Annotated in this window: 26 protein-coding genes; 14 read left to right on the top strand and 12 right to left on the bottom strand. The window is 74.4% G+C overall.

All coding sequences use genetic code 11. From position 1 onward, the window contains the following. Positions 1–123: 123 nt before the first annotated feature. The 6 genes from OO47_RS26535 to OO47_RS26510 all read left to right on the top strand — a co-directional run bounded on the left by OO47_RS26535 (position 124) and on the right by OO47_RS26510 (position 6,537). A complete protein-coding gene (locus OO47_RS26535; RefSeq protein WP_030207597.1) occupies positions 124–555 on the top strand; it encodes a subtilase-type protease inhibitor in 432 nt (143 codons plus the stop codon). Positions 556–754: 199 nt separating this feature from the next. Beyond that, on the top strand, positions 755–1,999 hold the full coding sequence (locus OO47_RS26530) for a serine hydrolase domain-containing protein (protein WP_030207595.1): 1,245 nt from the start codon (positions 755–757) through the stop codon (positions 1,997–1,999). Between the two features lie 175 nt (positions 2,000–2,174). Beyond that, complete coding sequence (gene abc-f, locus OO47_RS26525) at positions 2,175–3,836, top strand: ribosomal protection-like ABC-F family protein (protein ID WP_030207592.1); 1,662 nt, start codon at positions 2,175–2,177, stop codon at positions 3,834–3,836. Between the two features lie 98 nt (positions 3,837–3,934). Beyond that, positions 3,935–4,747: a universal stress protein gene (locus OO47_RS26520; protein ID WP_030207590.1), complete on the top strand. Its 813-nt coding sequence runs from the start codon at positions 3,935–3,937 to the stop codon at positions 4,745–4,747. 281 nt (positions 4,748–5,028) lie between these two features. Beyond that, a complete protein-coding gene (locus OO47_RS34135) occupies positions 5,029–5,697 on the top strand; it encodes a hypothetical protein (RefSeq protein ID WP_051715391.1) in 669 nt (222 codons plus the stop codon). Positions 5,698–5,775: 78 nt separating this feature from the next. Beyond that, complete coding sequence (locus OO47_RS26510; RefSeq protein WP_030207585.1) at positions 5,776–6,537, top strand: bestrophin-like domain; 762 nt, start codon at positions 5,776–5,778, stop codon at positions 6,535–6,537. 345 nt (positions 6,538–6,882) lie between these two features. On the opposite strand, the gene OO47_RS26505 is transcribed toward OO47_RS26510, so the two are convergent. The 4 genes from OO47_RS26505 to OO47_RS26490 form a co-directional block, all read right to left on the bottom strand. Further along, complete coding sequence (locus OO47_RS26505; RefSeq protein WP_234323300.1) at positions 6,883–7,254, bottom strand: ClpX C4-type zinc finger protein; 372 nt, start codon at positions 7,252–7,254, stop codon at positions 6,883–6,885. 131 nt (positions 7,255–7,385) lie between these two features. Beyond that, on the bottom strand, positions 7,386–8,726 hold the full coding sequence (locus tag OO47_RS26500; RefSeq protein ID WP_199812343.1) for a vWA domain-containing protein: 1,341 nt from the start codon (positions 8,724–8,726) through the stop codon (positions 7,386–7,388). Positions 8,727–8,773: 47 nt separating this feature from the next. Continuing rightward, the gene (locus OO47_RS26495) at positions 8,774–10,048 is read right to left on the bottom strand and encodes an AAA family ATPase (protein WP_030207576.1); all 1,275 of its coding nucleotides are present in this window, start codon (positions 10,046–10,048) and stop codon (positions 8,774–8,776) included. Positions 10,049–10,249: 201 nt separating this feature from the next. After that, positions 10,250–11,758: a hypothetical protein gene (locus OO47_RS26490; RefSeq protein WP_030207573.1), complete on the bottom strand. Its 1,509-nt coding sequence runs from the start codon at positions 11,756–11,758 to the stop codon at positions 10,250–10,252. Positions 11,759–12,048: 290 nt separating this feature from the next. Between OO47_RS26490 and OO47_RS26485 the strand changes: the two genes are divergently transcribed. From OO47_RS26485 to OO47_RS26475, 3 genes are all read left to right on the top strand, one after another. After that, positions 12,049–12,594, top strand: coding sequence for an EF-hand domain-containing protein (locus OO47_RS26485; protein ID WP_030207570.1), 546 nt, complete (start codon positions 12,049–12,051; stop codon positions 12,592–12,594). Between the two features lie 221 nt (positions 12,595–12,815). Further along, positions 12,816–13,151 (top strand): ArsR/SmtB family transcription factor, encoded by a 336-nt coding sequence (locus OO47_RS26480; RefSeq protein WP_030207568.1) that lies wholly within the window; start codon positions 12,816–12,818, stop codon positions 13,149–13,151. 178 nt (positions 13,152–13,329) lie between these two features. Beyond that, positions 13,330–13,704, top strand: a complete 375-nt coding sequence (locus OO47_RS26475; protein WP_030207566.1) for a hypothetical protein — start codon at positions 13,330–13,332, stop codon at positions 13,702–13,704. Between the two features lie 199 nt (positions 13,705–13,903). Here OO47_RS26475 and OO47_RS26470 read toward each other — a convergent pair whose 3' ends face one another. From OO47_RS26470 to OO47_RS26455, 4 genes are all read right to left on the bottom strand, one after another. Next, complete coding sequence (locus OO47_RS26470; protein ID WP_030207564.1) at positions 13,904–14,128, bottom strand: ferredoxin; 225 nt, start codon at positions 14,126–14,128, stop codon at positions 13,904–13,906. Beyond that, entirely contained in the window at positions 14,125–15,318 is a 1,194-nt protein-coding gene (locus tag OO47_RS26465; RefSeq protein WP_030207561.1) for a cytochrome P450, read from the bottom strand. Before OO47_RS26465 ends, OO47_RS26470 begins: the two co-directional genes overlap by 4 nt. A 117-nt stretch (positions 15,319–15,435) precedes the next feature. Next, positions 15,436–15,837, bottom strand: coding sequence for a PIN domain-containing protein (locus OO47_RS26460; protein WP_030207558.1), 402 nt, complete (start codon positions 15,835–15,837; stop codon positions 15,436–15,438). A 49-nt stretch (positions 15,838–15,886) separates the two neighbouring features. Beyond that, the gene (locus tag OO47_RS26455) at positions 15,887–17,143 is read right to left on the bottom strand and encodes an extracellular solute-binding protein (protein WP_030207555.1); all 1,257 of its coding nucleotides are present in this window, start codon (positions 17,141–17,143) and stop codon (positions 15,887–15,889) included. Positions 17,144–17,362: 219 nt separating this feature from the next. On the opposite strand from OO47_RS26455, the gene OO47_RS26450 reads away from it, so the two are divergent. Then, on the top strand, positions 17,363–18,229 hold the full coding sequence (locus OO47_RS26450; RefSeq protein ID WP_030207551.1) for an aldo/keto reductase: 867 nt from the start codon (positions 17,363–17,365) through the stop codon (positions 18,227–18,229). A 150-nt stretch (positions 18,230–18,379) separates the two neighbouring features. Here OO47_RS26450 and OO47_RS26445 read toward each other — a convergent pair whose 3' ends face one another. The 3 genes from OO47_RS26445 to OO47_RS26435 form a co-directional block, all read right to left on the bottom strand. After that, positions 18,380–18,949: a hypothetical protein gene (locus tag OO47_RS26445; protein ID WP_030207549.1), complete on the bottom strand. Its 570-nt coding sequence runs from the start codon at positions 18,947–18,949 to the stop codon at positions 18,380–18,382. A gap of 119 nt (positions 18,950–19,068) precedes the next feature. Then, positions 19,069–19,602 carry a DoxX family membrane protein gene (locus OO47_RS26440; protein ID WP_030207548.1) on the bottom strand — a complete coding sequence of 178 codons (534 nt, stop codon included), beginning with the start codon at positions 19,600–19,602 and terminating at the stop codon, positions 19,069–19,071. A 167-nt stretch (positions 19,603–19,769) separates the two neighbouring features. After that, on the bottom strand, positions 19,770–20,750 hold the full coding sequence (locus tag OO47_RS26435) for a LuxR C-terminal-related transcriptional regulator (protein ID WP_030207547.1): 981 nt from the start codon (positions 20,748–20,750) through the stop codon (positions 19,770–19,772). Between the two features lie 411 nt (positions 20,751–21,161). On the opposite strand from OO47_RS26435, the gene OO47_RS36985 reads away from it, so the two are divergent. The 4 genes from OO47_RS36985 (at position 21,162) to OO47_RS26415 (ending at position 24,290) form a co-directional block, all read left to right on the top strand. Further along, the gene (locus tag OO47_RS36985) at positions 21,162–21,749 is read left to right on the top strand and encodes a hypothetical protein (protein ID WP_051715388.1); all 588 of its coding nucleotides are present in this window, start codon (positions 21,162–21,164) and stop codon (positions 21,747–21,749) included. Continuing rightward, a complete protein-coding gene (locus tag OO47_RS26425) occupies positions 21,742–23,025 on the top strand; it encodes a DUF6545 domain-containing protein (protein WP_030207538.1) in 1,284 nt (427 codons plus the stop codon). The genes OO47_RS36985 and OO47_RS26425 overlap by 8 nt, the downstream gene beginning before the upstream one ends. Before the next feature lie 91 nt (positions 23,026–23,116). Next, a complete protein-coding gene (locus tag OO47_RS26420; RefSeq protein WP_167345318.1) occupies positions 23,117–23,335 on the top strand; it encodes a hypothetical protein in 219 nt (72 codons plus the stop codon). A gap of 16 nt (positions 23,336–23,351) precedes the next feature. Then, the gene (locus OO47_RS26415) at positions 23,352–24,290 is read left to right on the top strand and encodes a squalene/phytoene synthase family protein (protein WP_030207534.1); all 939 of its coding nucleotides are present in this window, start codon (positions 23,352–23,354) and stop codon (positions 24,288–24,290) included. Positions 24,291–24,297: 7 nt separating this feature from the next. Here the strand turns inward: OO47_RS26415 and OO47_RS26410 are convergent, their stop codons facing one another. Then, positions 24,298–24,999: a helix-turn-helix domain-containing protein gene (locus tag OO47_RS26410; RefSeq protein ID WP_030207531.1), complete on the bottom strand. Its 702-nt coding sequence runs from the start codon at positions 24,997–24,999 to the stop codon at positions 24,298–24,300. Positions 25,000–25,329 lie beyond the last annotated feature (330 nt).

Below are 25,329 nucleotides of genomic sequence, written 5' to 3'. Positions count from 1 at the left end.
GTCCGAATAACGGTCGTGAAGGTGCGGTAGCCCAGCGTGTCAGACACACTCCGAAGCGCAAGGTGGGCGGGAATCGCAGGAGAAAAGCCGCCCACTCCCATCGATTCGAAAGAGAATCTTCTCGTGCTTCGTCGTTCTGCCGCAGTTTCCGCAGCCGCCCTTCTCTGCCTCACCGGCGCCGTCGGCACCGCGGAAGCCGGATCCACCAGCCTGTACGCCCCTTCCGCCGTCGTCCTCTCGATCGGCAAGGGCGACGCCTCCGGCCCGGTCACCGTCCTGCGCGCCACCACGCTCAGCTGTGCGCCCGTCCCCGGCGGCACGCACCCCGCTCCGGAAGCCGCCTGCGCCGAACTCAAGGCCGGGTTCGCGGGTGGCGGGTTCGGCGGGCTCCTCGCCTCCCCGGACCCCGACCGGGCCTGCCCGCAGCACTTCGACCCCGTCACCGTCACCCTGGACGGCGTCTGGGAGGGCGCCCGCACCTCCTGGCAGCACACCTTCTCCAACGCCTGCGTCATGGGCACCACCCTGAACGGCGGGGAGGCCTTCGCGTTCTGAGCGGCGGCCCCCGACGCGGGGCGGTGACGGCGGGGGCGGGGTGGGGGATCTCGGCCGGACGGAGCAGCGGAAAGGCGGGGGACGGCGGGGCGTCCGATGCTGAGGCGAACCCTCGTCCGCCGGATCCCCTCCACCGGACCATCCGCCGGATCCCCTGTCGGGCCTCGCCCGCCCGCCACCGCACCCAGAAGGAGCCCCCGTGTCGGCACGCCCCGGAGTCCGCTTCCGCCCGCGCGCACGTCTGCGCCTGTCCGCCGCCGCCCTCGCGGGCGCCCTCTCCGGCGCCCTCGTGCTGGGGGGCGTCGGCGGGCCCGCGCAGGCGACCGGAGCGCCCTCGTCACCGCCCCTCTCCCCGTCCTCTCCGCCGTCCCCGTCCCCCGTCCCGGACAAGGCCCTGCAGAAGAGGCTGGACGACCTCGTCCGGACGGCCGGCGGACCGCCCGGCGCGATCGCCCTGATGCAGGTGGGCGACCGGACGACGGTCCACCGGGCGGGCGTGGCCGACACCGGGACCGGCAGACCGCCCCGGGCGGACGCGTACATGCGCCTCGCGAGCGTCTCCAAGGCGTACAGCGGGGCGGTCGCCCTGCGCCTGGTCGACCGGCACCGCCTCGGCCTGGACGACACGATCGGCCACCGCCTCCCCGCCCTGCCGAAGGCCTGGCACAAGGTGACCCTCCGACAGCTCCTCAGCCACACCAGCGGACTGCCCGACTTCTCGACCGCCCCCTCGTTCCTGGAGATCCTGCTCGCGGACCCGCGCCACCGCTTCGACTCGCGCGCACTGCTCGACTTCGTCGCCGACCGGAATCTGCTCTTCCCGCCGGGATCGCGGTACGCGTACTCGAACTCCGACAACATCGCCGTCGCCCTGATGGCGGAGGCGGTGACCGGCCGGCCGTACGAGCGCCTGCTCGAACAGCTCGTGTACCGGCCGCTCGACCTGCGGCGGACCGTCCTCCCGCAGGGCTACCGGATGCCGAGGCCCTACCTGCACGGCTACGACGTCACGCCGCCCGCCCCGCCCGAGGACATCAGCGAGGCCCTCAGCGCCTCCGGGGTATGGGCCTCCGGCGGCATCGTGGCCACGCCCGAGGACCTGAACGCCTTCGTCCGGGCCTGGGCGGGCGGCCGCGGCTACCTCTCCGAGGAGGTCAGGAAGCAGCAGCGCCGCTTCATCCCCGGCGCCGCCTCGGAGCCCGCCGGACCCGGGACCAACGCGGGCGGACTGGCGATCTTCCGGTACGAGACCCGGTGCGGCACGGTCTACGGCCACACCGGCAACTTCCCCGGCTACACCCAGCTGGCCGCCGCCACGGCGGACGGGAAGCGCTCCCTGACGTTCTCGATCAACACCCAGACCAGCAAGACCCTCAAGCCGGAACTGCTGGCCGAGGTCCGCGCCGTCCAGGAGGACTTCGTCTGCGCCCTGCTGCGCCGCTGAGACCCGGCCCCGCCCGGACTCCGGGCCCCGGGCGTACGCAACAAACGACTGGAGGCGAGACGGCGCGTCTTGTTACGGTGAGGGCATGGCTTTCCTCTTCTTCGTCTGAGTCCGGGCACGGCCGACGCCGCCGTCTCCACCGCCCGTAGACCCTTCGTACGCCCGGGGAAAGCCCATGCTCGACCGCGCCCGCACCGTCCTGCCCACCTCCACCCCCGCCGCACCCGCCGCGGCGCAGCTGTCCCTCCGGAACGTCACCAAGTCCTACGGCGCCCGGACCGTCCTCGACCAGGTGTCCCTCACCGTCCGACCGGGCGAGAGGGCCGCCGTCGTCGGCGAGAACGGCTCCGGCAAGTCCACCCTGCTGCGACTGCTCGCCGCCGCCGAGACGCCGGACTCCGGGGAGGTCACCGCCGTCTTCCCCGGCGGCGTCGGCCACCTCGCCCAGACCCTCGACCTCGACGCGTCCCGCACCGTGCAGGACGCCGTCGACCACGCCCTGGCCGAACTGCGCGCCATGGAGCGGAGGCTCCGCGCGGCGGAGGAGACCCTCGCCGACGCGTCGGACGAGCAGCTCGCCGCCTACGGCGAACTGTTGATCGCCTACGAGGAACGCGGCGGGTACGAGGCCGACGCCCGGGTGGACGCCGCGACGCACGCCCTCGGCATCGGCCGGATCGCCCGCGACCGCCCGCTCGGCTCCCTCTCCGGCGGCGAACAGGCGCGCCTCGCGCTCGCCTGCGTCCTGGCCGCGGCCCCCGAACTGCTCCTCCTGGACGAGCCGACCAACCACCTCGACGCCGCGTCCGCGCACTGGCTGGCGGAACGGCTGCGCGCCCACCGCGGCACCGTCGTCGCGGTCACCCACGACCGCGGCTTCCTGGAACGCGTCGCCACCACGATCCTGGAGGTCGACCGCGACGAGCGCACCGTCCGCCGGTACGGCGACGGCTGGGCCGGCTACCGCGCCGCCAAGGCCGCCGCCCGGCGCGGCGCGGAGCAGCGGTACGCGGAGTGGACCGAGGAGGTGGCCCGTACGGAGGAACTGCTCGACGCCGCGACGAGGCGGCTCTCCACCACCGGCCGCGACCCGAAACAGGGCTTCGGGAAGCACCGCCGCTCCAGCGAGGCCAAGCTCGGCGGCCAGGTGCGCTCGGTCCGGGAGCACCTGGCCCGGCTGCGGCGCCACCCCGTGCCGAAACCGCCGGCCCCGCTGCGCTTCGCGACGTCCCTGTCGGTGGCGGAGGACGGCCCGGCGCAGGGTCCCCTCGCCGCACTCGACGGCGTACGGGTCGGGGAGCGGCTGCGCCTGGACGGACTCCTGACGGTCGCGCCCGGACAGCGGCTCCTGGTCACGGGCGAGAACGGCGCGGGCAAGACGACGCTGCTGCGCGTCCTGGCGGGCGACCTGGAGCCGGACGCGGGCACGGTGCGCCGTCCCGCCCGGATCGGCCACCTCGCACAGGAGCTGCCCGTACGCTCCACCCGGCTCCCGTTGCTCGCCGCGTTCGCCGCCGGACGGCCCGGACCGCCGGACGAGCACGCCGAACCGCTCCTGTCCCTGGGGCTGTTCCGCGAGGAGGACCTGCACGTTCCGGTCGCCGACCTGTCCGCGGGGCAGCGGCGCCGGTTGCAGATCGCGACCCTGGTGACCCGGCCCGCCGACCTCCTCGTCCTCGACGAGCCGACCAACCACATCGCCCTCGACCTGGTCGAGGACCTCCAGGCCGCGCTCGCGGCCTACCCGGGGGCGGTGGTCGCGGTCTCGCACGACCGGGACTTCCGCGCCCGCTTCGAAGGGGAGCGGCTGGAGCTGCGCGCGGGCCGCAGGGTCTGACCCCGCCGACCCCGGCCTTCCCCCGGAGGCGCAGGAATTGCAGCGGCATGCCGACGGGGTGAGGCTGGGAACCCGCGCTTGAAGTGGAGCAGCCAGCTATGAGCAATCTCGTCGTGGTCGGGGTGGACGGCTCGGACATGAGCCTCACCGCCGTGGCGGCCGCCGCCACGGCGGCGGCGCGGCGCGGCGCGAGACTGCGCGTGGTCCACGTCGAGGTGCCGATCAAACCCAGGTACGTGGTGCCGGACCCGGCCTCCGCCACCCTGGTCCAGGAGGCGGCGGTCCACGCCCTCGGCGTCGAGCCCGAGCTCGTGGTGACCAAGGCCGTGGTGACCGGCGACGTGGTGCACGTGCTGGAGGCCGAGTCGCGGGCCGCGGACCTGATCGTCGTCGGCTCCAGGGGAATGGGGGGCATCACGGGCCTGTTGCTGGGTTCCACCCCCATTTCCCTGGCCGCCCGCAGCCACTGCCCCGTGATGACCGTCCGCGAAGAGCACGGGGAATCCGCCGGCGCGGAACCCGTCGTCCTGGGCGTCGACGGCTCCCCGGACGCCGAAGAGGCCGTCGACGTCGCGTTCGCCGAGGCCGCGCGGCGCCGGGCCGGGCTCGTGGCGGTGCACGCGTGGCAGCCCGACAAGGCCCCGCCCGGCACGACCCCCGAGTCCGAGGAGCAGGCGCTGGCCCGGGCGGTCACCGGCCGCGCGGACACCCACCCGGACGTCACCGTCCGACGCGACCTGGTGGAAGGCAAGGCCCACGAGGCCCTGATCGAGGCGAGCAGGACGGCCCAACTGCTGGTCGTCGGCGCCCGCGGCCGCAGCGGCATCGCCGGACTGCTCCTGGGCTCGGTCAGCCAGGCCGTGATGACGTACGCGCACTGCCCCGTCGTCACCGTCCGCAGGACGGCGTGAAGGACCCGATCACCTCCGGCCCGCCGGAACCACGGCCGGAGGAACCACGGCCGCCGGAACCACGGCCGGGGGAACGGCGGGCCGCGGATCGGATGCCCGGATGATTCCTCCACCCCGGTGAAAGGCCGCGCCCGAAGCCTCCTCCGGGGCGCACGCCCCGTGACCTGACCCGTCCATGATCGTTACCCGCTGTGTCGCCCCCTCCCGGCGGCGGCGCCTCCGCCCCCCCCGGACGGGCCGGGGCGCACGGAAACAGGTCGTAGCGGGGAAAGGACGGTTCGGTGGGCAGCTGGATCAGCGTCGGTCTGGGAGCCGCGGCGGCCCTGTGCCCCCTGCCCCAGCACGGCGGCACCGCGGTCGTCATGGACCACACTCCGACCGGTGACCGCCTGGTGGTGTGCGCCCCGGACGTGTGGATCGACATGGGCCACGACCGTTCGGAACCCCGACCGGACGCGCCCCGGCCCGCGACCGCGCCCCCGCCGGCGTGCCGCCCCCCGGCACCGGCACCGTCCGCGCCTCCGCCCGCACCGCGGCCGTCCGTCCCGGCCCCGCCCGCCTCGCAGCCCCCGGCGCCGCCTTCGTCCGTGCCGGCGTACGAGCCGACCGTGACGTCCCCGCCCCGGCCCGCCCCGCCGGCCGCCCGTCACGCGGAGCCCGGAGCCACCGCGCCGAAGACCGCCGGGCCCTTCGCGGAATCCGCGCCGGCCGCCCCGACGCCCGGCCCCGACCCCGCCCCACTCCCGACCGCCGCCCCGGCCCCGCCCCAAGCCCCGTCGAAGGCGCGGCAGGCCTTCCGGTGGGTACCGCGCCCGCACTACACCGGCGGCCCCACCCGCCCGCTCCCGGCAGGAATGACGACGACCATGTCCACGGTCGTCGTCACCCTCCCGGGCGTTCTGGCCGCGGTCGCCCTGCGCCCGGGTTCCCGCCGCCGCGGCCGCGGCTGACACCCCGTACCCGTACTCATACCTGTACCTGTACTGGCCCCCTTTCCCTTCTCACTTCACCCGCACTGGAGTTGCGCTGTGCCGGAATGGCTCGTCTACACCCTCGCCTCGGTCCTGGTCTGCCTGCTCGTCATCGCGACCACCGTCATGCGGCACCGCAGGGTGGCCGCGGACGAGGACACCTCCGAGACCCCGGACGTGCTGGAGTACATGGTCATGATGGTCGGCGTCGTCTACGCCATCGTGCTCGGCCTGGCGATCGCGGGCGTGTGGGAGGCCCGTGGCGCGGCCGAGGACACCGTCCAGCGCGAGGCCCAGGCCCTGTACGAGATCGACCAGCGGCTCGACGTCTATCCGGCCGCCTTCCGCGCCCAGGTCAAGGAGCACATCGACGCCTACGCCCGGCACGCCGTCACCGCCGAGTGGCCCGCCATGAAGGAGGACGTCCCCGTCGGCTCCACCGGCGCCGAACTGCTCGGCCGCATCCGCAGCGACATCGCCCACCACACCCCGTCCGACGAACTGCAGGCCCAGGCCTACCAGCCCCTTCTCGACCAGGTCGCCGCCGCCGACGACGCCCGCCACCAGCGCCTGGACAGCGCCGGCACCACCCTGCCCGGCGCCGTCTGGTTCGGCCTCGTGGCCGGCGCCGTGGTCACCCTCGGCCTGCTCTACACCCTGCAGATCCGCCGCTCCGCCCGCGAACTGCTGCTGGCCGCCACCTTCAGCTCCCTGGTGGTCTTCCTGCTCTTCCTCGTCTGGAGCTTCGACGCCCCCTTCGGTCATTCCGGCACCGACTCCGCCCAGCCCCTGAGCGACCTGATCGCCCCGACCGTCTGATCCCCCGTCCGGAGCGACGGCCGGCTTCGGCCGAGGGGGGCGGCCCCGATCGCGGTCGAGGCGGGAGGCTGGTGGCACGACCGACACCACCGGCCTCCGGCCGATCGCTCCGCCCGATCCCACCCGCCCGGACCGTCCTCGACTCCGCCCGGTGGGCGACTTCCGAAGCCCACCGCTCCTTCGCCGCCGACCCCCGCGACCGGCAGGCCCTCGGCAGCGCCGTCCAGGCGCTCCACCCGACCGGTCCGCCGGGCCGTGGTTCCGTCCGTTCCGCGGGCCGGTGCGACCGGTGCGCCAGGGGGATCCGGCCGTCGCACCCGCGGCCGTCGGGTGACGGTTCCCGGGTCACTCCTCCCCGGAGAACCGCTCCCAGGCCGACTGGCGGGTGATGCCCAGCGCCTGGCCGATCCTGGCCCAGGTCACGCCGCGTCGCCGGAGCTCCGTGACCCACATGCGCAGATCGGCCTCGATCCGGTCGGCGACGGCCGCGACCCGGGGCAGCCGCTCCAGCATCTCGGCGTCGCTCAGCTCGCCCCACATCGGCATCCGCAACTCGGTCGGACCCGGCCGGTATTCGGCCACGATCGAGGCGGCCAGGTCCACGCACTCGGTGCAGATGTTCACCCCGGGGCCGGCGACCAGCTTGGTCACCTCCGCCTCGGGCCTGGCGCAGAACGAGCACATCCGGCCGTCGTCGTCCGTCTTCCCGGCGAACACGGCACCCTCCTCCACCGGCGGCCCGCCTGTCAGGCCGCCCCTGACGGCCAGCTTAGGAACGTCAGGGGCGACCTGACAAGCCGTGGCCGTACCCGGCGAAGCCCGATCGGGCGCGGGCACCGCCCCGGGCGTCAGGCGATGGTGACGACACGCGCCCAGGCGGGCGGGGCGTCGGGGACGTAATCGGGGTTCTCCTCGTCCACCGAGCGGGCGGGCCGGGGGAAGAGCCCGACGACGGTGCGGCAGGGCGGCCGGACGGACGGCCAGGGCGTCTGGCCGTCCGTCAGGGCGACGATGACGTCCGGACGCGGCCGGGCGCGCAGGGCCCGGGCGAAACCCGAGCGCAGGTCCGTCCCCCCGCCACCGACCAGCTCGATGTCCTCCGCCCGGCAGAGCGGCACGGCGACCCCGGCCGCCGCGTCGCAGGAGATCACCGAGACCAGGTCGCGCCGCCCGCCCACCGCCCGCGAGATCGCCGCCACCTCCAGGAGCGCACCGCCCAGCTCGGCGTCGCTCACGGACCCCGAGGTGTCGATGACCACGCAGACGCTGGGCGGCGTACGGCGCAGACTCGGCAGCACCACCCCCGGCACACCGGCCGAACGCCGGGACGGACGCCGGTAGCTGTGGTCCTCGCCCGCCCCCGGCGCCCCCGCCGCCGAACGGATCGCGGCCCCCAGCAGGCGCCGCCACGGCTGCGGCGGACGGAACGCCTCCTCCGCCCACCGGCGCCACCCCTCCGGCGCGTCGCCCGGCCGGCCCTTGATGCCCTCCGCGACCCGGAAGCGCACCGCGTCCCGCTGCTGCCTGCTCAGCCCGTGGGCCCCGTCGGGCCCCAGCTCCCACGGCCGGGCGTGGCCGTCCGCGCCGCTGCCGCAGTCCAGCCAGGCCAGGCCGGCGGCGAGTCCGGACATCGACGCCGTCCGCAGGTACTCCTCCATCAACCGCCCCTCGGGCAGCCGCAGCAGCGAAGGGAGCACCGCCCCGGCCGGCCGGGGCAGGCCGTCGCCGTAGATGTCGTCGTTGATCTCGAAGTCGGCGGCGATGTTGCGCCGAAGCCGCTCTCCCGGCCCGTGCTCGCCGTGCTCCTCCGCGTACCGCTCGCCCCGCCCGTGGTGGTCCCGGAGCAGATGGGAGACCTCGTGCACCCAGACGCCCGCCAGCTCCTCCACCGGAGTGGACGCCACGAACCCCGGGGAGACGTAGCAGCGCCAGTACGCGTCCACCGCCATCGTCGGCACCGACCGGTCCTCCACCACGTGCAGGGCGAAGAGCGCGCTTGCCAGATAGGGCCGTACCCTGGCCGCGTGCAGCCGGGCGGCCAGCAACTTGTCCGTGTCCAGGGGGAGTCCGTACGCACCGGCCGGCCCCTTGCGGTCACGCGACGCGCCGGAACCGGCCGGCGGCGTCGGCGCGGTGGCCCGCACCGGGCGCGGCGGCGGGGGAGGGGCCACCGGGCGGGGGAGCGGCACCGGAACCGGGTGCCTCCGGTGCGGCGGCCGGGGCCGCGCGGCCCCCGTCACCGGCGGGCCCCCGCCGCGCGCCCGGCACCGACCGCGGCGGTGGCGCGCCCCACCGACCGGTCCGCGCGCCGGGCGAGCCCGACCACCCCGGCCAGCCGCTCCACCGACTCGGGGATCTCCCAGTCGTCCCGGCGCAGCGCGGCCAGCGTCGACGCCGGGGCGACGAGCAGATCGGGGGCGCCGGTTTCGAGCGCCCGGACCAGTACGGCCCAGCCCGCCTCCCACCGCTCCCGCTCCGGCCGCGCCCCGACGGCGGCCACCACCGCGTCGAGGGCCGCCTGGCGCAGGTCGCCGCGCTCCGGCAGTGCGGCGGAGGACGGATCGGCCAGCAGCGACTCGGGGTCCGGCAGGTCCATCCGGTCCAGATGGGCGAGGAGTTCGAGCCCGGGCCCGTCCCCCACCGCTCCCCGCACCAGCAGCGCCAGCACCTCCCGCGAGACGGAGGCCGCCGTCCCGAAGGCGAGGAGGGTCAGCGCGGCCTCCCAGCTCCGGGGCGAGGGCCAGGCGCCCCCGCGCTGCGTCTCGGTGGACGGCAGCCGGTGGATCAGCGTCGGCCGGGCCTTCAGGAAGCCGCAGACCGCGCGCCGGGCGAAGGCCACCGCCTCCGGCAGCCCCTCCCGGGCCAGCCGGGGCAGCTCCGCCCGAGGCCAGACCCCGCCGAGACCGCGCACCACCACCTCCCGGTCGTGCACCCAGTACAGGTGCACGAACCGGTTGGCCAGCGGAGGGCTCAGCTCCCACCCGTCCGCCGCCGACGCCCGGGGATTGGCGGCGGCCACGATCCGTACGCCCGGCGGCAGCCGCAGCGTGCCGACCCGCCGCTCCAGGACGACCCGGAGCAGCGCGGCCTGCACGGCGGGCGTCGCGGTGGAGAGTTCGTCCAGGAAGAGCAGGCCCCGCCCGGCGCGCACGAGCTCCACGGCCCACTGCGGCGGCGCCATCGGCACTCCCCGTACCTCCGGGTCGTCGCCCACGATCGGCAGCCCGGAGAAGTCGGACGGCTCGTGGACGCTGGCGATGACGGTCGTCAGCGGCAGACCGAGGGAGTCGGCGAGCCGGGTCAGGGCCGCGGTCTTGCCGATGCCCGGTTCGCCCCAGAGCAGTACGGGCAGGTCGGCGGCGACGGCCAGGGTGAGCGCTTCGAGCTGTTCGTCGGGGCGCGGTTCGGTGGTCGTCGCCCGCAGGAGCCCGAGGAGGTCGTCGGCGACGGCGAGGCGGGTGCCGGCCGCGGGGGAGAGGGCGGAGGCGGACACGGGGGTACGGAACGTCATGGGCATCACCTGAGGGAATGAGGGGACGGGGCGACCCGTCCGGGTGTCACGGGACGTGAAAGGGCTCGACGTGGTACGCGCGGAGGGGTTCCGGAAGGCGGGGGAACGCGGACGGCGGAGAAGCCCGAGAGGGGAGGAGCCGGGAGAACGAAGGAACTCCGGGTGAAGGAGCCCCGGTTGAAGGAGGTCGGGGACGGGGGCTCAGAAGATCGGGTGTGGTGCGGACAGGCCGACCCGGGGCCGGGACGGCTCGTTCCGCTTGCGGCGCATCGACAGGGGCGCACGGCGGTCGAGCCGGGGACGGTGGTCCGCCTTCGCGGACCTCGTGCCCGGGGCGTCCCCCGCGCCCGCCGCGCCGGCGCGCGCACCGGCGGCGGGATGCTCGGGAACCAGGCCCGCGCGGAAGAGTCCGTGGTCGACGCGGCGGGCCGCGGCGGACACCAGCTCCTCCCGGAGCGGGCCGTCGCGCAGGACCGCACCGGGACCGAGGAGCCCCACCACGACGTCCAGCGCCCCGGCGACGTCGCCGTGTCCGAGCCGCTCCCGGACCGCGGGCAGGGCCTCCGGACTGCGGTGCACCGCGTCGATCGCCCGCAGACAGGGCAGCGCCGGCCCGCCGAGGGCCACGAGCAGCTCCTCCCGGCGCAGGGTGACCGGGTCGTGGTCGACCGCCGACAGCGCCCCGTTCCTCAGCGCGATCCGGTGGACCTCGCCCCGGCACTCCACCCGGTGCGGATCACCCGGCTCGTGGAAGAAGCCGGACAGCGCCGGGGGAACGGCGGGGACGGCCCCCGCCAGGGCCTCGGCGACGAGAGGGTGCAGCCGCTCCGCCGCGATCAGCCCCGCGCGCAGCAGCTCCAGGTCGGGAAGGACCCGGGCCGCCGCTTCCGGCAGCACCGGAAGCGCCGCCGCCTCCTGCGGCGGCAGCGGTTCCCGCGGCGGTCCGAGGACCGGGGCGTGGCTGTCGTCGGGCGCGGTGAGCGCGTACACGGCCCGCCGCCCCGCACCGAGCCGTACGGTGAAGGCTCCGCGCGGGGGAAGCCCCTCGGACCGCAGCAGCGACTCGGCTTCGGCCGCCCACCGCGCGACCGCCCACGGGCCGCCCCGGAGGAGGGACGCGTCGAGCCCTTCGGGCGGCACCGCGGACGGTTCCCCGTCCGCACCGCACCGCCGCCCCAGGTCACCGGCCTGCTCCGCGTCCCAGAGGTGCCGGTGCAGGTCGAGCCGGAAGCGCCGGTCGGGATGCGGATGCGGGTGGACGCACGGAGAGCGCCCGGGAACATCGTTCCCGGACCCCTCCCACACGGCGAGCGACATCCGTTGCCCGGCGTCCGCCCAGGCCGGCGGCGTCCGCACCACCAGGCTCAACGGCACGGCGCCGGGCACCCCGTAACGGGCCAGAGCGAGGGTGAGCCCGGGACGGAGGCGCCCGTCGGGGGCGATGCGGGGCATGTGCCAGCGGAGCAGATCCGGTGCCAGACGACGCAGGTCGGCACGGATCCGGGCGGCCGGGCCGGTGCCGTGGCGGTCGGCCACGGCGCGCAGATCGAAGTCGACGTCGATCCGGGCGGCGGCACAGGCCCCCGCCCAGTCACCGACCGCACGCCGTGCGGTCGCGGTCTCGATCATGGACGGTGGCACCGCGTACTGGCGCACGCGCCGCCACATCAGCAGACGGGTCGGAATCTCGTTCGCGAGGTGGTGTGCCATCAGCACTCACCTTGCGCGAACGAGTCCCCCAATCGGTACTAGGAGAAGTTCGTCATCTCCGCCAGCCTAACCCACTGTTGTTCGATCCTCCCCGGGTTTTTCCGTCCGGAAGGGGCGGGACCGAGCCGCCCCCCATCACCCCCACGGGTGGCCCCGCGCCGTCAAACGGGGCGCGCGGGGCACCGGGCGTACGGACGGGAGCGGGGGCGCGCCCCGCCGCGACACCGGGCGCCGTTGGGGTGCGGCCGTTCGCGGGAAGGATCGCCGGGACATCGACGGAAAGGCCGCCCGTGGCAAGTGGATTCCAGCGCGACAAGCTCACCGGCATGTTCCGCGCGTTCGACGCCGACGACAACGGCTACCTGGACCGGAGCGACTTCCAGGCCCTCGCGGAGCGCTGGAGGGCCCTGCCCCGCGTGCGACCGGGATCCGAACTGGCCGCGCGCGTGGACGCGGTCATGCTGGGCTGGTGGGACCTCCTCGCGACCCATGTGGACGCGGACGGGGACGGCAGGGTCGACCTGGACGAGATCCTCGCCATGGTGGACCTGCTGCCCACGATGCGCGAGGTCGTCGCCGCGACCGCCGAGACCGTCTTCGACGCCGTCGACGAGAACGGGGACGGCCGCATCTCTCCCGCCGAGCACCGGAGGCTGGTCGACACGTGGCACGGCGGGAGCGTCGACGTCGCCGACGTCTTCGACCGCCTCGACCAGGACGGGGACGGCTACCTCGACCGTCCCGAATTCACCGAGCTGTGGATCCAGTTCTGGATCAGCGACGACCCGGCCGAACCGGGCAACCACCTGTGCGGCCCCGTACCGACCCGCACCTGACGGCCGCACCCGGCACGGAACGTCGGGCCGGGCGCGGCGCGGGGGCTTCGAAGGGGGGAAGACGGCTCCGATGTGCGAAGACGGGTGTGCCGCGGTGCGGGAGTCTGGGATCGTGGGTCCCCACAGCATCGGCGGATCGACGGCGGCCGCCCGTAGCCAGGGAGGGGCCCACCGTGCCAGCACGCGCACCCAGGGCGGCGGGCGGCGAACCGGCCACCGAGGTGAGCACACCGCTCTACCAACTGAAGGCCGAGTTCTTCAAGACCCTCGGCCACCCGGTCCGCATCCGGGTCCTGGAGCTGCTCAGCGTCCGCGAGCACGCCGTCTCCGAGCTGCTGCCGGAGGTGGGCGTGGAGCCGGCGGCGCTCTCCCAGCAACTGGCCGTGCTGCGGAGGTCGAACCTCGTCCTGACGCGGCGCGAGGGCGTCAGCGTGTACTACCGCCTGGTGAACGACGAGGTCGCGGAGCTCCTCCGGGTCGCGCGCGGCATCCTCACCGGGGTGCTCCAGGGCCAGGCCGCGCTGCTTGCGGACCTCGACGCCTCGGTCCGCCGCTGACCGCCGGGCCGCCGGCCGGGCCCCCGACCCGTACGGGAGCGGTCGCGGATCGGCCGATGACGGCGGTCCGCGCCCCGTGTTCGGGCAAAGCGCCTCCGCCGGGCGGACGGGATGGGTAGCGTCGCCTCGGCGGGTGCGCAAAGGCGCCCGGCATATCCACTACGGAAGGCGGCAGCCCATGGCGAACGTGGAAGTCTCTCTCAAGGAGATCATGACCCGGGTGGAGGGCAGTCTCGCCGCCGCGGTGGGCGACTACACCAGCGGCATGGCTCTGGGATCCCTCGGCGGCGGACGAGACTTCGACGTCCACGTCGCGGTCGCGGGGAACACCGACGTGATCCGGGCCAAGCTCCACACCATGGAGCTCCTCGGCCTCCAGGAGCAGATCGACGACATCCTCATCACCCTGGGCAACCAGTACCACCTCATCACCCTCGGGAAGGGGCGGGGCAAGACCAACCTCTTCCTCTACCTCGTCCTCGACAAGCACAAGGCCAACCTGGCCATGGCCCGGCACCAACTGCGCCGCGTCGAAGAGGAGATGGAGGTCTGACCCCCTTCCGTCATACGCGTGCCCAAGACTTGCAGAAATTTGAAATTCTCTACGAAGGGATTTCCTGAAGTCTGAAGACCCGGATCCCGGACAAGCGCGGGCCTTCGGCGGGGGCGAGTCTTGGGCGGGGGCGGCCGCCGGGCGGCGCGGCCGTCCACGGCGGCGGGCGGTCCTGCCGGACAGCCCGCCGCCGGTGCCATCAGTGGCGGGGGCCCACCGTCCGGCCGCCCGCGCGGACGGTGATGGCGAGCGCCGGACAGGAGTCGGCGGCGTCCAGGGCCCGTTCGTCCTCGGCGATCTCCTGGCGCACCGGCTCCGCGGTGTCGCCCTCCAGCCGGTACAGGTCCGGGGCGAGCCCGGCGCACATGCCCGAGCCCATGCACATCTCCCGGTCGACCCGGGTGGTCCAGCCCACCGCGCTCACCAGCCCACCGGCATCTCGCGCGGACCGCGCACCAGCATTCGGTCCTTCCAGCGGACGTCCCCCGCCAGACGCAGGTCGGGGAAGCGGGTGAGGAGCGCCAGGACCGCTTCCTGGAGCTCCAGACGGGCGAGCGGCGCCCCCAGGCAGTGGTGGACGCCGTGCCCGAAGCCGAGGTGCTGGACACCCGTGCGGGTCACGTCGAGCCGTCCGGGGCCCGTGAACTTCAGGGCGTCACGGTTGGCGGCGCCGATCGCCACGAGCACCGGCTCGCCCGCCCGGACCAGGGTGCCGCCCACCTCGATGTCCTCGGTGGCGTACCGGGGGAAGGCGGCGGCGCTGCCGAGCGGGACGAACCGCAGCAGTTCCTCGACGGCCCCCTTGACCAGATCCGGCCTCTCGCGCAGCAGGGCGAGCTGGTCGGGGTGGTCGAGCAGGGCGTGGACGAAGTTGGGGATCTGACTGGCCGTCGTCTCGTGCCCCGCGACCAGGATGCCCACGCACAGGTCGATCAGCTCCAGCTCGGTCAGCCGGTCACCGGTGTCACGGGCCTCGATCAGACCAGTCATCAGATCGGGACGCGGCCGGGCCCGGTGGTCCTCGATGAGCGCCGCCATGTAGGCGCGCAGTTCCTCGCGGCTGCGCCAGAACTCCTCGGCGGTCAGCGAACTCGTGGACAGGGCCGCGTCGCTCCACACCCGGAACTTCGGGCGGTCCTCCTCCGGCACGCCGAGCATGCGGCAGATGACCGCGACCGGGATGGGCAGCGCGTACGACTCCACGAGGTCGGCCGGCGGCCCCGCGGCCTCCATCTCGTCCAGGAGCCCGTGGGCCAGCTCCCGCACCTGGGGCCGCAGCTTCTCGACCTGGTGGACCGTGAACGCCTTGGCGACCAGCGTGCGCAGCCGGGTGTGGCCCGGCGGGTCCATGCCGAGGATGCCGGTGTCCTGCTGCGCCTCGGACTGGCGGGGCTCGTCGTGCTTGAGCGACTCGGCACGGCTGAAGCGCCGGTCGCCGAGGACCAGGCGGGCGTCGGCGTAGCGGGTGGCGAGCCAGGCGGGTTCGCCGTACGCCATCCGGACGCGTAACAGGCCGGGCCGTTCCAGCGCTTCCTCGTACGCCTCGGCGAGGCCGAGTCCTTCGGGCTCGTTGAACGGATAGGCCAGGGGAGTGGGATCCGCCGTCGCGGTCATGGAGCGCCTCCGTTGTGTGAGCGGGTGCTTACAGAAGCTAGGGCGGTCGCCGGAGGCGGTCAACGGGGCCGTTTGCGCCGTGACGACGGAGAACCGGCCGGGTCCCCCGTGAAACCGTCAGGGGGCGGGCGCCGGGGGAAGGGCGCGGGGACCCACGCAGCGGGCGCCTTCCTCCTGCACGCGCCGGCGCAGTTCCCGATCGGCCGTGACGACCACGCACGGGCGTCCGTCCGCGCTCCGGACCAGTTCGACGATCAGGTCGTCACCGCTGCCGGGCGCCTCTTCGACCCGCACGCCGGCCACGGGGGCGACGCCCCGGGCGCGCCCCTCGACGACCAGGACCACCTCGTACGGACCCGGGTACGGGCCGTCGACCGTGCCACCGGTGGTGGCGAGCCGATCGCGCAACCGCTCGGCGGCCCCGCGCCGGTCGCGCCACCAGCCGTCGGGCACCGACCCCACGACATTGGCCCCGTCCACCACCAGCAGCGGACGGAGAAGCGGATTCTCGGGATTCACGGCCCCAGGATGCCAGGCTCCGGCTCCCTCCGCGGACCGTCGGAGACCGTCACTCCGGCTGCGCCGCCTCCCCGGCCTGCCGGGCTATCTGCTCCAGCACGGCCCCCGGGTCGGCGGACGGCGCGACCGCCTTGCCGATGTTCCGCTTGATGGTGTTGCTGACCTGCAGCCAGGACGGGTCGTCGACCGGATAGAGCCGGGCGCTGCGCAGCGCGATCAGGAACTGTTCGGCGCTGGGGTCCGCCGCCGTGCCCCGGGACGCCTGGGTGGCGGACACCGTCGACGGCAGCAGGTGGTAGCGCTCGGCGAACTCGTTGAGGTTCTCGTCCTCGTAGACGAAGTTCAGGAACGAGCTGACCAGTTCGCGATTGCCGTCGCGCTTGAAGGCCATCATCCAGTCGGCGACGCCCACCGCCGGCGGGGCTTCCTCGTCCTCCAGGGTGTCCGACACCGGCATGCGCAGCGTGCCGACCTTCATGCCCTTCTGCCGCGCCTCGTGGAGGAGCGAGGGGTAGCCGTTGACCATGCCGACGTCGCCGCGCAGGAAGGCGTCGAAGGCGTCCTGCCGGTTGAGCTCGGCCGGCGGGACCGGGCCGGTCAGGGCCGGCTTGACCAGGTTGTCCTTGATCCAGCGGAACGTCTGCGCGTTCCGCTCGGAGTCGAGGCTGTACTCCCCGCGGATGTCGGTGTACCCGCCGCCGTTGCTGAGCTCCCAGATCAGGGCCTCGGCGTGCGCCTCCTCGGGGCCGAGCGGCAGCGCGTACGGGTAGGGCACGCCCTCCGCCTTCAGCGCCTCGGCCGCGCCCTTCAGGTCCGACCAGGTCTTCGGCGGCTTCGCCCCGGCCTTTTCGAACAGCTCCTGGTTGTAGAAGAGCAGCCGGCTGCTGGCCACGAAGGGCAGGCCGTAGAGGGTGTTGCCGACCGAGCCCGCCTCCACGAGCGGCGGCAGGAAGTTCGCCTCCGACCTGATCGACAGCACCTCGCTCGCGGGGTAGAGGCGGCCCTGCGCGGCGAAGTCGGAGTACGCGCCGAGCAGGGCCACGTCCGGAACGTCGCCCTCCTCGACCATGCGGCTGACCTCGCGGTCGACCTCGGCCCACGGGTGGAGCGTGACCTCGACCTTCTTGCCCGGGTGGGCGGCGGTGAAGGCGGCCGTCAGCTTGTCCCAGTACGCCTTGGAGCCGGTCACCGGACTGTTGCCGTACTCGGGGACCACCAGGCGCAGTGTCGTCCCGTCGCTCCCGGACGAGCCGCAGGCGGTGACGAGGGAGCCCAGTAGTCCGAACGCGGCCGCGGAAGCGGTCATGCCGAAGAGTCTTGGTCGCACGAAATCTTTCCTTTGAATCCTTTGGGTGGTGCGCCCGGAATTCTCTCCCGCTCATACGGCAAATCGCGCCCCCTACCGGACGGTTGTGCCGTATCTCCAATCGAGGACATTCCGCATGGTGCTTTCGAATATGCGGGCACCGGCTTGGTCCGGACCACAATCGGGCGGAGTAGCATCGGGCCGATGAGCGGAAAACCGATGGCTTCGCGTACATCGAACACGCCGGGCGCGGCGGGCACGTTCTCCGTCGGAGGCGAATACCGCGTGAACCGGCTCGGTTTCGGCGCCATGCGCCTGCCCACCGGGCCGGGCGCCGAACGGGAAGCCGCCGTCACGGTCGCACGGCGCGCCGTGGAACTCGGCGTCACCCTGATCGACACCGCCCACCTGTACGGCTGGGGCGCCAACGAGGAACTCCTGGCCGAGGCCCTGCACCCGTACCCGGACGAGCTGCTGATCACCACCAAGGTCGGGGTCGTCCGGGGCGGGCCGGAAGGGTGGGCGTACGACGCACGGCCCGAGAGCCTGCGCGAACAGGTCGAGGAGGGTCTGCGCCGGCTCCGGACCGAGCGCGTCGGCCTCCTGCAACTGCACCGGATCGACCCGAAGGTGCCGGTCGCCGAACAGGTCGGCGCGCTCCGCGACCTCCAACAGGAAGGGAAGATCGGGCACATCGGCCTGTCCGAGGTCACCGCCGCGCAGCTCGCCGAGGCCCGGCGGACCGCCGAGATCGCGAGCGTGCAGAACCGCTACAACCTCTTCGACCGGGAGTACGAACCGGTCCTGGAGGCGTGCGAGGCCGCCGGCATCGCCTTCCTGCCCTGGCGCCCCGTCGCCGCGGCGACCGGATCCGATCCCTCCTCCGCGCTCGCCGCCGTCGCCGCCGAACTCGGCGCCACCGGCCCCCAGGTCCTGCTCGCCTGGCTCCTCGCCCGCTCCCCGGTCGTCCTGCCGATCCCCGGCACCGCCTCCCTCGCCCACCTGGAGGAGAACCTCGCCGCGGGGGACCTCCGGCTCACCGACTCCCGGCGGCGGCTCCTCGACCGGGGCGCCGACCGCCCCTGACCGGCACCCATGGGTGTTCCCCGCACCGTCGGCCACCGGCCGGCGAGCAGCGCACGAAGTCCGCGAGGAGGGCGCGGGCCCCGGAGGACCACAGCGCGTACGACGGGGCCCCGGCCGCGCACGCCCGGGGCCACCACCGCGACTTCGCGCCTATGCCCGTCCCGACCCGCGGCCCAGACGGCGCACGGCGAGCCAACCGCCCGCGACGGCGGAGCCGACGGCCAGGGCGAGACCCGTACCCACGGCGAGGTCGCTGGGCCCGGACGCCCCACCGATGCCGGCCCGGGTGCCGCGCGTCGGCATGACCGGAGCCACCGACCGAGGAACAGTGGCGCTCGGTCCCACGGTCCGGGAGGCGATGGTGCTCGGGGCCAGGGGCGGGGAAGCGGTGGTGCTCGGTCCCACGGTCCGGGAGGCGGTGGTGCTCGGGGGCGCGGGCGGGGAAGCGGTGGTGCTCGGCCTCGCCGAAGGGCTCGCGCTCGTCGGCGGCACGGCACCCGTACCGCGCCCGGGCAGCGCTTCGCAGGCGATGCCGTCGTCGGGGCCCTGGTCCTCGTCCAGCCGGTGCGGATCGGTCCTGTCCCGGTCGAACACCGCCTGGGCGTCCTCCTGGAAGCGGAAGTTCCCGCAGTCGAGATCCTGGGCGTGCGCGACCCCGGACAAGGGGACGGCAGAAGCAATGGCCAGGGCTATGCCGGCCGCCACGCAGCGGCTGCTCATCGAAGGGCCTCCTCGGTGCTCCGCAAGCGGTCACCCCACGCCAAGAGCGGCCCGCGACCACGGCGCGCGGCGTTGGTCCGAACGGGCACCGGCGGAGGGCACCGCGCCCCGGCCCGTGTTCAGATGCCCAGCTTGGCCCGGCCGCCGCCGATCGCCGCCGCGGGGCGTGCCGTGGCCCGGACCGAGCGTCGTACCAGACGCGCGTCGTGCCGCAGGTCCCGAGCGGTGTGGCGGCCGCGCCACAGCAGTGAGGGGGCGCTGCCGGTGTCGTCGGCGGTGATCAGCAGACCGCCCAGCATGGACATGTTCTTGAAGAAGTGGATGCGCTGCTGGGCCCGGTCGGACGGGTCCTCGACCTGCCAGTAGCGGTGCGCCGCCAGCGTGGTGGGCACCAGGGTCGCGGCGAGGGCCAGGGCGGACAGCCGGGGGAAGCGGCCGAGCCCGAGCAGGACGCCGCCCACCACCTGCACGGCGCCGCTGAGCCGGACGACCTGCTCGGTGTCGTCCGGCAGAGCGGAGATCCGTTCGGTCACGGGCCGGACGACGGGTTCGGCCACCGGGGCCACGTTCTGGGGATTGCGCAGGGAGTTCATGCCGCCGGTGATGAACATCGAGGCGAGCAGGGGACGGCCGACGATACGGAGAAGACTCACGACAAGGCCTCCGGAACAGTACGGAACGGATAGAACGGAACAAACAGCACAGAACGCGATGTCTGCTGGAAGTATCGGGTGCCCCGCGGGAGCACCGCCATTCGGCACCGGGCGGAACCGCTCCCTCGCCGTCCCCGCCCGGGGCGCGGTCCGGCCGGCCCGCGGGATCATCCCCCGACGGCCGGGTCCCGCCGTCTGCCGAGTTCGTACATGAGCTGTTCGTTCGTCTTCACCCGGAAGCGTTCGCGCAGTGCCGCCACGTAGGTCGTGTAGGTGCGCGGACTGATGTCGAGCGTCCGGGTGATGGCCTCGCGGGTACTGCCCTCGGAGAGCATCCGGAGGATGTCGCGTTCGACGAGCTCGCGGTTGCCGGGGCCGTTCTCCGGGGCCGGGAACCAGGGGTCCGACGCCTCCCAGTGCAGCTCGTACTCCCCCCGCAGCCACGCGAGCAGTGCCGGGTCCCGGACGACGATGGCGGGTTCGTCGCCGCCCTCGCCCCTCCGGCGGTCCGAGATCAGCGCCAGCGTGTCGGTGATGACCATGCGGGGGAACCTGCGCGAGGAGGTCCTGCTCTCGGCGGCCCCGGTCTCGGCCGTCATCCTGGCGTAGTCGGCCTCGGGGGCCCGGTTCCGCGCACTCGCCGGGTAGAGGCTGCGGTAGCGGACGCCCCCTCTCCTCAGGATGGCGACGTCGCGGACGGCCGACATCGCGAGCCGCTCCGCGTGCCTCGGCCGGGTCTGGGACGACCAGATGGTGCTCGACGCCTCGATCGCGTTGTGGAGGAGGTGGTTGACGGCCGTCAGGCCCCTGACGACCTCGACCGCGCCGGTGCCGCTCCGGCCCCCGGGCGCGACCCGGTCCAGGGCGTCCAGGACCGACGGGATCCGCCTGATGTGCCGGAGGCGCCGCTCGACTTCGTCGAGTTCCCGGCGGATCAGTTCCCGTTCGACACGGTGCGGCGGCCGCGTACCGGGCTTGTCGGTGAGGGGCTCGGTGAAGACGGCCCCGACGCGCCGGAGGTTCTCCAGGCGCGGGTCGTCCGCCTTCAGGTCGCCGTCCCCGCGCCGGATCTCCCAGTAGAGCCGCACGTCGTCCTCGGAAAGGCCGAGGTCACCGCGGTCGGGGACCGCTTCGCCGCGTTCGTTCACAATCTCCCCCTGCCCATCCGCGCAATGCGCCGATGGGCGCCCTCGATTCCTTGCGGGCGCCGAACCGGTACGGCAGCCTAACCCTCCGTGAGCCGATGAGACATGCGGAACGAACCGGCGGGGCGGTACGGAAAACCGTGCCGTCCGCGGAGCGACGCAGAACGGCTCGGAGCGACGCAGGACGGCTCGGGCCGACTCGGGTGGGGAAGCTGCTCTGCGCGAACCGCGAGCAGGACCGTGGCCGGGAGTCCGGAAGCGGCCGTTCCCACCGTCCCGGCAGAACCGGACGAGGGGGCGCGCCGCCCCCGCCGACAGGACCTGCGGAGCCCGGAGACGCCCCCCGCGGGGGCCGATCACCGCGGCACGGTCCGGCCCCGCCGCAACCGACGCAACGACCGGGAGAGTTCCACGATGCCCCTGAAGGAGCCACGCAGTCCGGGCAGGCGCGGAGGGCGGGCGGCCGACGGATGGGCCGCCCTGCGCGAGCGGAGACGCCTGCTGGCGGCGGCGCGGCGCGCCAGACGGCTCGTCCGCCGCGAGGCGGGCCTCAAGGGCGCCGACGACCTGGCCGCGGTGGTCCGGGCCGTCGAGGAGAAGCGGGGCAGGAGGATCGTCCTGGTCCGCGTCCCGCTTCCGCCGGAGGTCTCCGCCTTCTGCGTCCGCGGCCACGACCGGGACCACATCGCCGTCGACTCGCGCGCCGGTGAGCTGACCCGGACGCACGCCACCCTGCACGAGCTCTTCCACCTCTGGGAGGAGCACCCCGCCGAAGACGGCGGCCACGCCCTGGAGATGGACGAGACCACGATCCGGCTCCTCCTGCCCGGCATCAGACCCGAGGCCGTACGGAAGGCCCTGACCAGGTCCCACTACACCGAACGGGCCGAGCTGGGCGCGGAGACCTTCGCGACGGTCATGCTGCAGCGGCTGCGCCTCTCCGAAACGCGCGGGAACGGACCGGTCTCCTCGACCCCCGCGCGCAGGAGCGCCGGTGTCTGAGCGGACGGCCACGGCGGTCTGCCTCACCGTGGCGGCGGTCAACCTGCTCATCGGCGTGTGGAAGGGCGCGGTCCTCCTGCGGGAGCGGACGGCCGCACCGGCCCTGATCACCCTCGGCTCCGCCGTGTCGGCCCTGGTGTACGCGGCGGCCGGCCCGGCCGGCTACCGCGGCCTGGGCGAGGCCACGGGACGCCCCGGCGCCGCGACCCTCCCGGTGTACTCCGGGACCGTCGTCTGCTGCGCGATCACGCACGTGCTCACGGTCCTCTGGACCGCGACCCCGTCGCCCGGCGGGCGCGCCGGGGCGAACCGGCGCGCCCGGACCTGGGCCGGAGCGTACGCCGCCGTGGTCGTGGCCATGGCGGTCGCCTTCGGGGCGGCGGACCTGGACGGACGCCCCGCGGACCCCCTGCGCTTCAACACCGGCTTCGCCGAGGGCCGGCCCTCCGTCCTCGTCTTCCCGGCCCTGTTCCTGACCGCGCTGTCCTGCGCCACGCTCGGCACCGCGCGACTGGCCCGCCGTACGGCCCCGGAGGACCCGGACCTGCGGCACGCGGCCCGGTACTTCGGCGCGTCGATGGTGATCTGCTTCGGGTACGTGGTGTGCAACGCCCCGGCCGTCGTCCTCGCGAGCCTCGGCAGCCACGCCCTCGACGACGTGGGGGTCCTGGGGGCGCTCTTCGGCACCGTCGCGACGGTCCTCACCGGCTACGGCGTGACCGGTGCCGCCGTCGGCGCGTGGCTGTGGGAGCGGCGGGACGTCAGAACCCTCCGGCCGCTGTGGCGGCTCGCGGTGAAGGACGTCGACGCGAGGCTCGCGCTGGATCCGGGCGGTACCGGCCTGTGCCTCATCAACGTGCGGTTCACGCTGCACCGCCGGGTGGTCGAGATCCTCGACGGGATGCGCGTGCTGCGGGCCTGGTCGTCGGCCGGAGCGGCCGAGGTCGTCGGGCGCCACGTGGAAGCGGCCGTCCCGCCCCTTCCGGCGGCGGAGCGGCAGGCCATCGTGACGGCGGCCGTCCTGCGCGACGCCGGACTCCGCCTCCGGGCGGCACGGGCCCACGCCGCCCGCACCCGGCAGGAACGCCCGGTTCCGCCGGCCGCCCCGGTCGCCCGGCTTCCCGGGGACGACACGGCCGCGTCCGACGAGCGGGCCCGGCTCCTGCTCCTCGCCGCCCACCTGGACCACCCCCTCGTCGCCTCGGCGCTGCGAGAGCTGCGATCCGGGGACACCGGCCCGCGGGGGACCTCCGGCGACCGCACGGTAGTGTCCTGATCGGCCGGGACGGAGCACGGCACCACCGACAGTGTTCAGAAAACCGGCCGTCGTGCCGGGGCGGGGGGTTCATGTGAAGCGGGCCGTCGTCATGGGCGGAAGCCGCGCCGGGCTTTTCGCCGCCCGCGTCCTGAGCGACCACGCCGAGGACGTCGTGGTGGTGGAACCCGGCAGACCGGGCCCCGACGACCCGGTCCGGAGCAGCGCGCTCCCGGGCGAGGGCGACGACGCGCGGTTCTGCCCGGACGGGCGCCCGAAGGCCCCGGCGGTCGGCTCCTCGCCCGCGCCGCGCGTGCTGACCAGCGGCTGACGGGCGGGATACGGACATGTGGAAGCGCGTTCTCGACCGGGCGGACATCCGGGACCCGGACGCCCGCCGGGGATACACGGCACAGCGCCGGGCGGTGCGCCGGTTCGCACCGGCCGAGTACGCGGCGGCACGGCTGCTGCTGCCGGCACCGCTCCAGCCCGACGTCGTCGTCCTGGTCGCCTTCATGCACGAGACCGACGACCGGATCGACCGCGGCGACCCGCCGGAGCGCGAGGAGGCGCTCCGGCGGTGGCGGGCGCTCACGGACGAGGCCCTGGCCACCGGCACGCCCCCGCACCCGGTCCTCCAGGCCCTCGCGTGGGCGGTCCGGCGCCGTCCGGTGCTGCGAGGCCGCGTACGGGCGTTCCTCGACGGAGCCGTCCAGGAGGTGGCCTGGGAGCGGTTCGGCACGGAGGCCGAGGTCGAGCGGTACGCCGAGGGGTACTCGCTGCCCGCCCTGATGCTGTCCATGGGCCTCCTCGTGCCCGAAGGCGATGCCGCGGCGGCCGGGTTCGAGCGTGCCTGCCTGGCGCTCATCACGGCCATGCAGCGGCTCGACTTCCTGGAAGACCTCGCGCAGGACGTCAGGGAGGGGAGGGTCGGCGTCTCGGACGAGGCCCTCGCCCGGCACGGCCTGACGCTCCGGGACCTTCACCCGGGCACGCCGCACCCGGACCGCGTCGCGCGGCTCGTCACCGACCAGGCGGACATCGCCACCGCTTCCCTAGGGGCGGCGCAGTCCCTCACCGGCCTCGCGGCCGGGGAACACCGCCCCTTCCTGCGCGCCGTTCTGCGGGTGCAGGAACTGCGCTCGGCAGCCGTACGGAAAGCCGGGCCGTCGCTCGTCGCCCGCCCGTGCGGACCCTCGCCGGCCGGATGCGGTGCCGTACTGCTCCGGGAGCTGGCCCGCCGACGCCCCGCCCCGCCCCGAGCACGGCGCCGCCCGGGCGGCTGACCGGCCGTCACGGCTGCCGCAGCAGCCCCCGGATCTTGCCCATGAGGCGCGTGCGGGAGGGCGGAGCGAGGGCGCGGACCTGGTCCGTGATCTCCCGGAGCTCCTGCTCCTGCGGGTCCGCCGCGGGCTCCGGCGGAGCGTGGGTGAGGACCGCGGCGAGGGCTTCCCGGAGCTGATCGGCGAGCCTGATGTCCGCGACGTCGACGCTGCTGCGCATCGCGAGACGGCCGACGCGCTCCCCGCGGAGGGTGCTCAGCGTGAAAAGACTCGCGTACACGGGGCGCAGCGCCCGGGCGAGGGCCCGTCGGCCACTCGTGCTCAGGAAGCCCGGGTCCACGTCGAAGAACTCCTCCAGCGAGGCCGTCACGGCCCTGCCGGCCTCACGGTTGCCGGAGAAGAGGGCGGAGACCATGCTCCGGGACAGACCGAGCGCGTCCGCGATGTGGATCTGCTTGTGGGGCTTCCCGTCCGGCGCGCGCCGTGTGTCCAGGAGGAAGGCCAGCCGGTCGGTGAAGCCCGGGTTCAGCCGCTCGTCCGGGACCGGCTCGCCCCGGAGGAGGGCGAGGACGACGTCCTCCGGGATGCCGGTCCGATGGGCGACCGCGTCGAGCTCCAGGTCCTCGTGGGCCATCCCCGTGGAGGGGAGCAGACCGTTGATCGCCGTGATCAGCGCCGCGAGGTCGTCCGGCGGCGGGTCGGCGCCGTTCATGCGAGGCGGTCTCCAGCGGAAGGGGGGTGCGGACGGGTGCAGGTTAGCCGCCCGCCGCCTCCGCGTCACGATCGCCTGCCGCGGCCGGAGCCGGCCCCGGCCGCGGAGTTCACAATTGTTGACACCGCTGAGTCCGTGCAGCAAGATCGGTCGACGTGCCAGTCCCCTCGGGGACTTCACGAGCGACCGCGTGCGACAGTGCGCGGGCCGGCCGTGCGACCCGGGAAGCCGCGCAACCCCGGGAAGAGGGCGCGGCCACCGGTGACTCGCCCGAGTCCGCACCACCAGTACGGAAACCGACCCGAACCGCAGGGGTGTTCCGGGGCCGGC

The organism is Streptomyces bikiniensis (genome assembly GCF_000716625.1).
Lineage (GTDB): Bacteria > Actinomycetota > Actinomycetes > Streptomycetales > Streptomycetaceae > Streptomyces > Streptomyces bikiniensis.
The sequence above is the reverse complement of the archived record's forward strand: the minus strand, read 5'-3'. Positions and strand labels throughout refer to the sequence as shown.

Coding starts and splice junctions, on each gene's coding strand:
- abc-f (WP_030207592.1), top strand. CDS start 2,175: ATGCTCGACCGCGCCCGCACCGTCCTGCCCACCTCCACCCCCGCCGCA.
- OO47_RS26520 (WP_030207590.1), top strand. CDS start 3,935: ATGAGCAATCTCGTCGTGGTCGGGGTGGACGGCTCGGACATGAGCCTC.
- OO47_RS26495 (WP_030207576.1), bottom strand. CDS start 10,048: ATGACGTTCCGTACCCCCGTGTCCGCCTCCGCCCTCTCCCCCGCGGCC.
- OO47_RS26490 (WP_030207573.1), bottom strand. CDS start 11,758: ATGGCACACCACCTCGCGAACGAGATTCCGACCCGTCTGCTGATGTGG.
- OO47_RS26475 (WP_030207566.1), top strand. CDS start 13,330: ATGGCGAACGTGGAAGTCTCTCTCAAGGAGATCATGACCCGGGTGGAG.
- OO47_RS26465 (WP_030207561.1), bottom strand. CDS start 15,318: ATGACCGCGACGGCGGATCCCACTCCCCTGGCCTATCCGTTCAACGAG.
- OO47_RS26455 (WP_030207555.1), bottom strand. CDS start 17,143: ATGACCGCTTCCGCGGCCGCGTTCGGACTACTGGGCTCCCTCGTCACC.
- OO47_RS26450 (WP_030207551.1), top strand. CDS start 17,363: ATGGCTTCGCGTACATCGAACACGCCGGGCGCGGCGGGCACGTTCTCC.
- OO47_RS26445 (WP_030207549.1), bottom strand. CDS start 18,949: ATGAGCAGCCGCTGCGTGGCGGCCGGCATAGCCCTGGCCATTGCTTCT.
- OO47_RS36985 (WP_051715388.1), top strand. CDS start 21,162: ATGCCCCTGAAGGAGCCACGCAGTCCGGGCAGGCGCGGAGGGCGGGCG.
- OO47_RS26420 (WP_167345318.1), top strand. CDS start 23,117: ATGGGCGGAAGCCGCGCCGGGCTTTTCGCCGCCCGCGTCCTGAGCGAC.
- OO47_RS26415 (WP_030207534.1), top strand. CDS start 23,352: ATGTGGAAGCGCGTTCTCGACCGGGCGGACATCCGGGACCCGGACGCC.
- OO47_RS26410 (WP_030207531.1), bottom strand. CDS start 24,999: ATGAACGGCGCCGACCCGCCGCCGGACGACCTCGCGGCGCTGATCACG.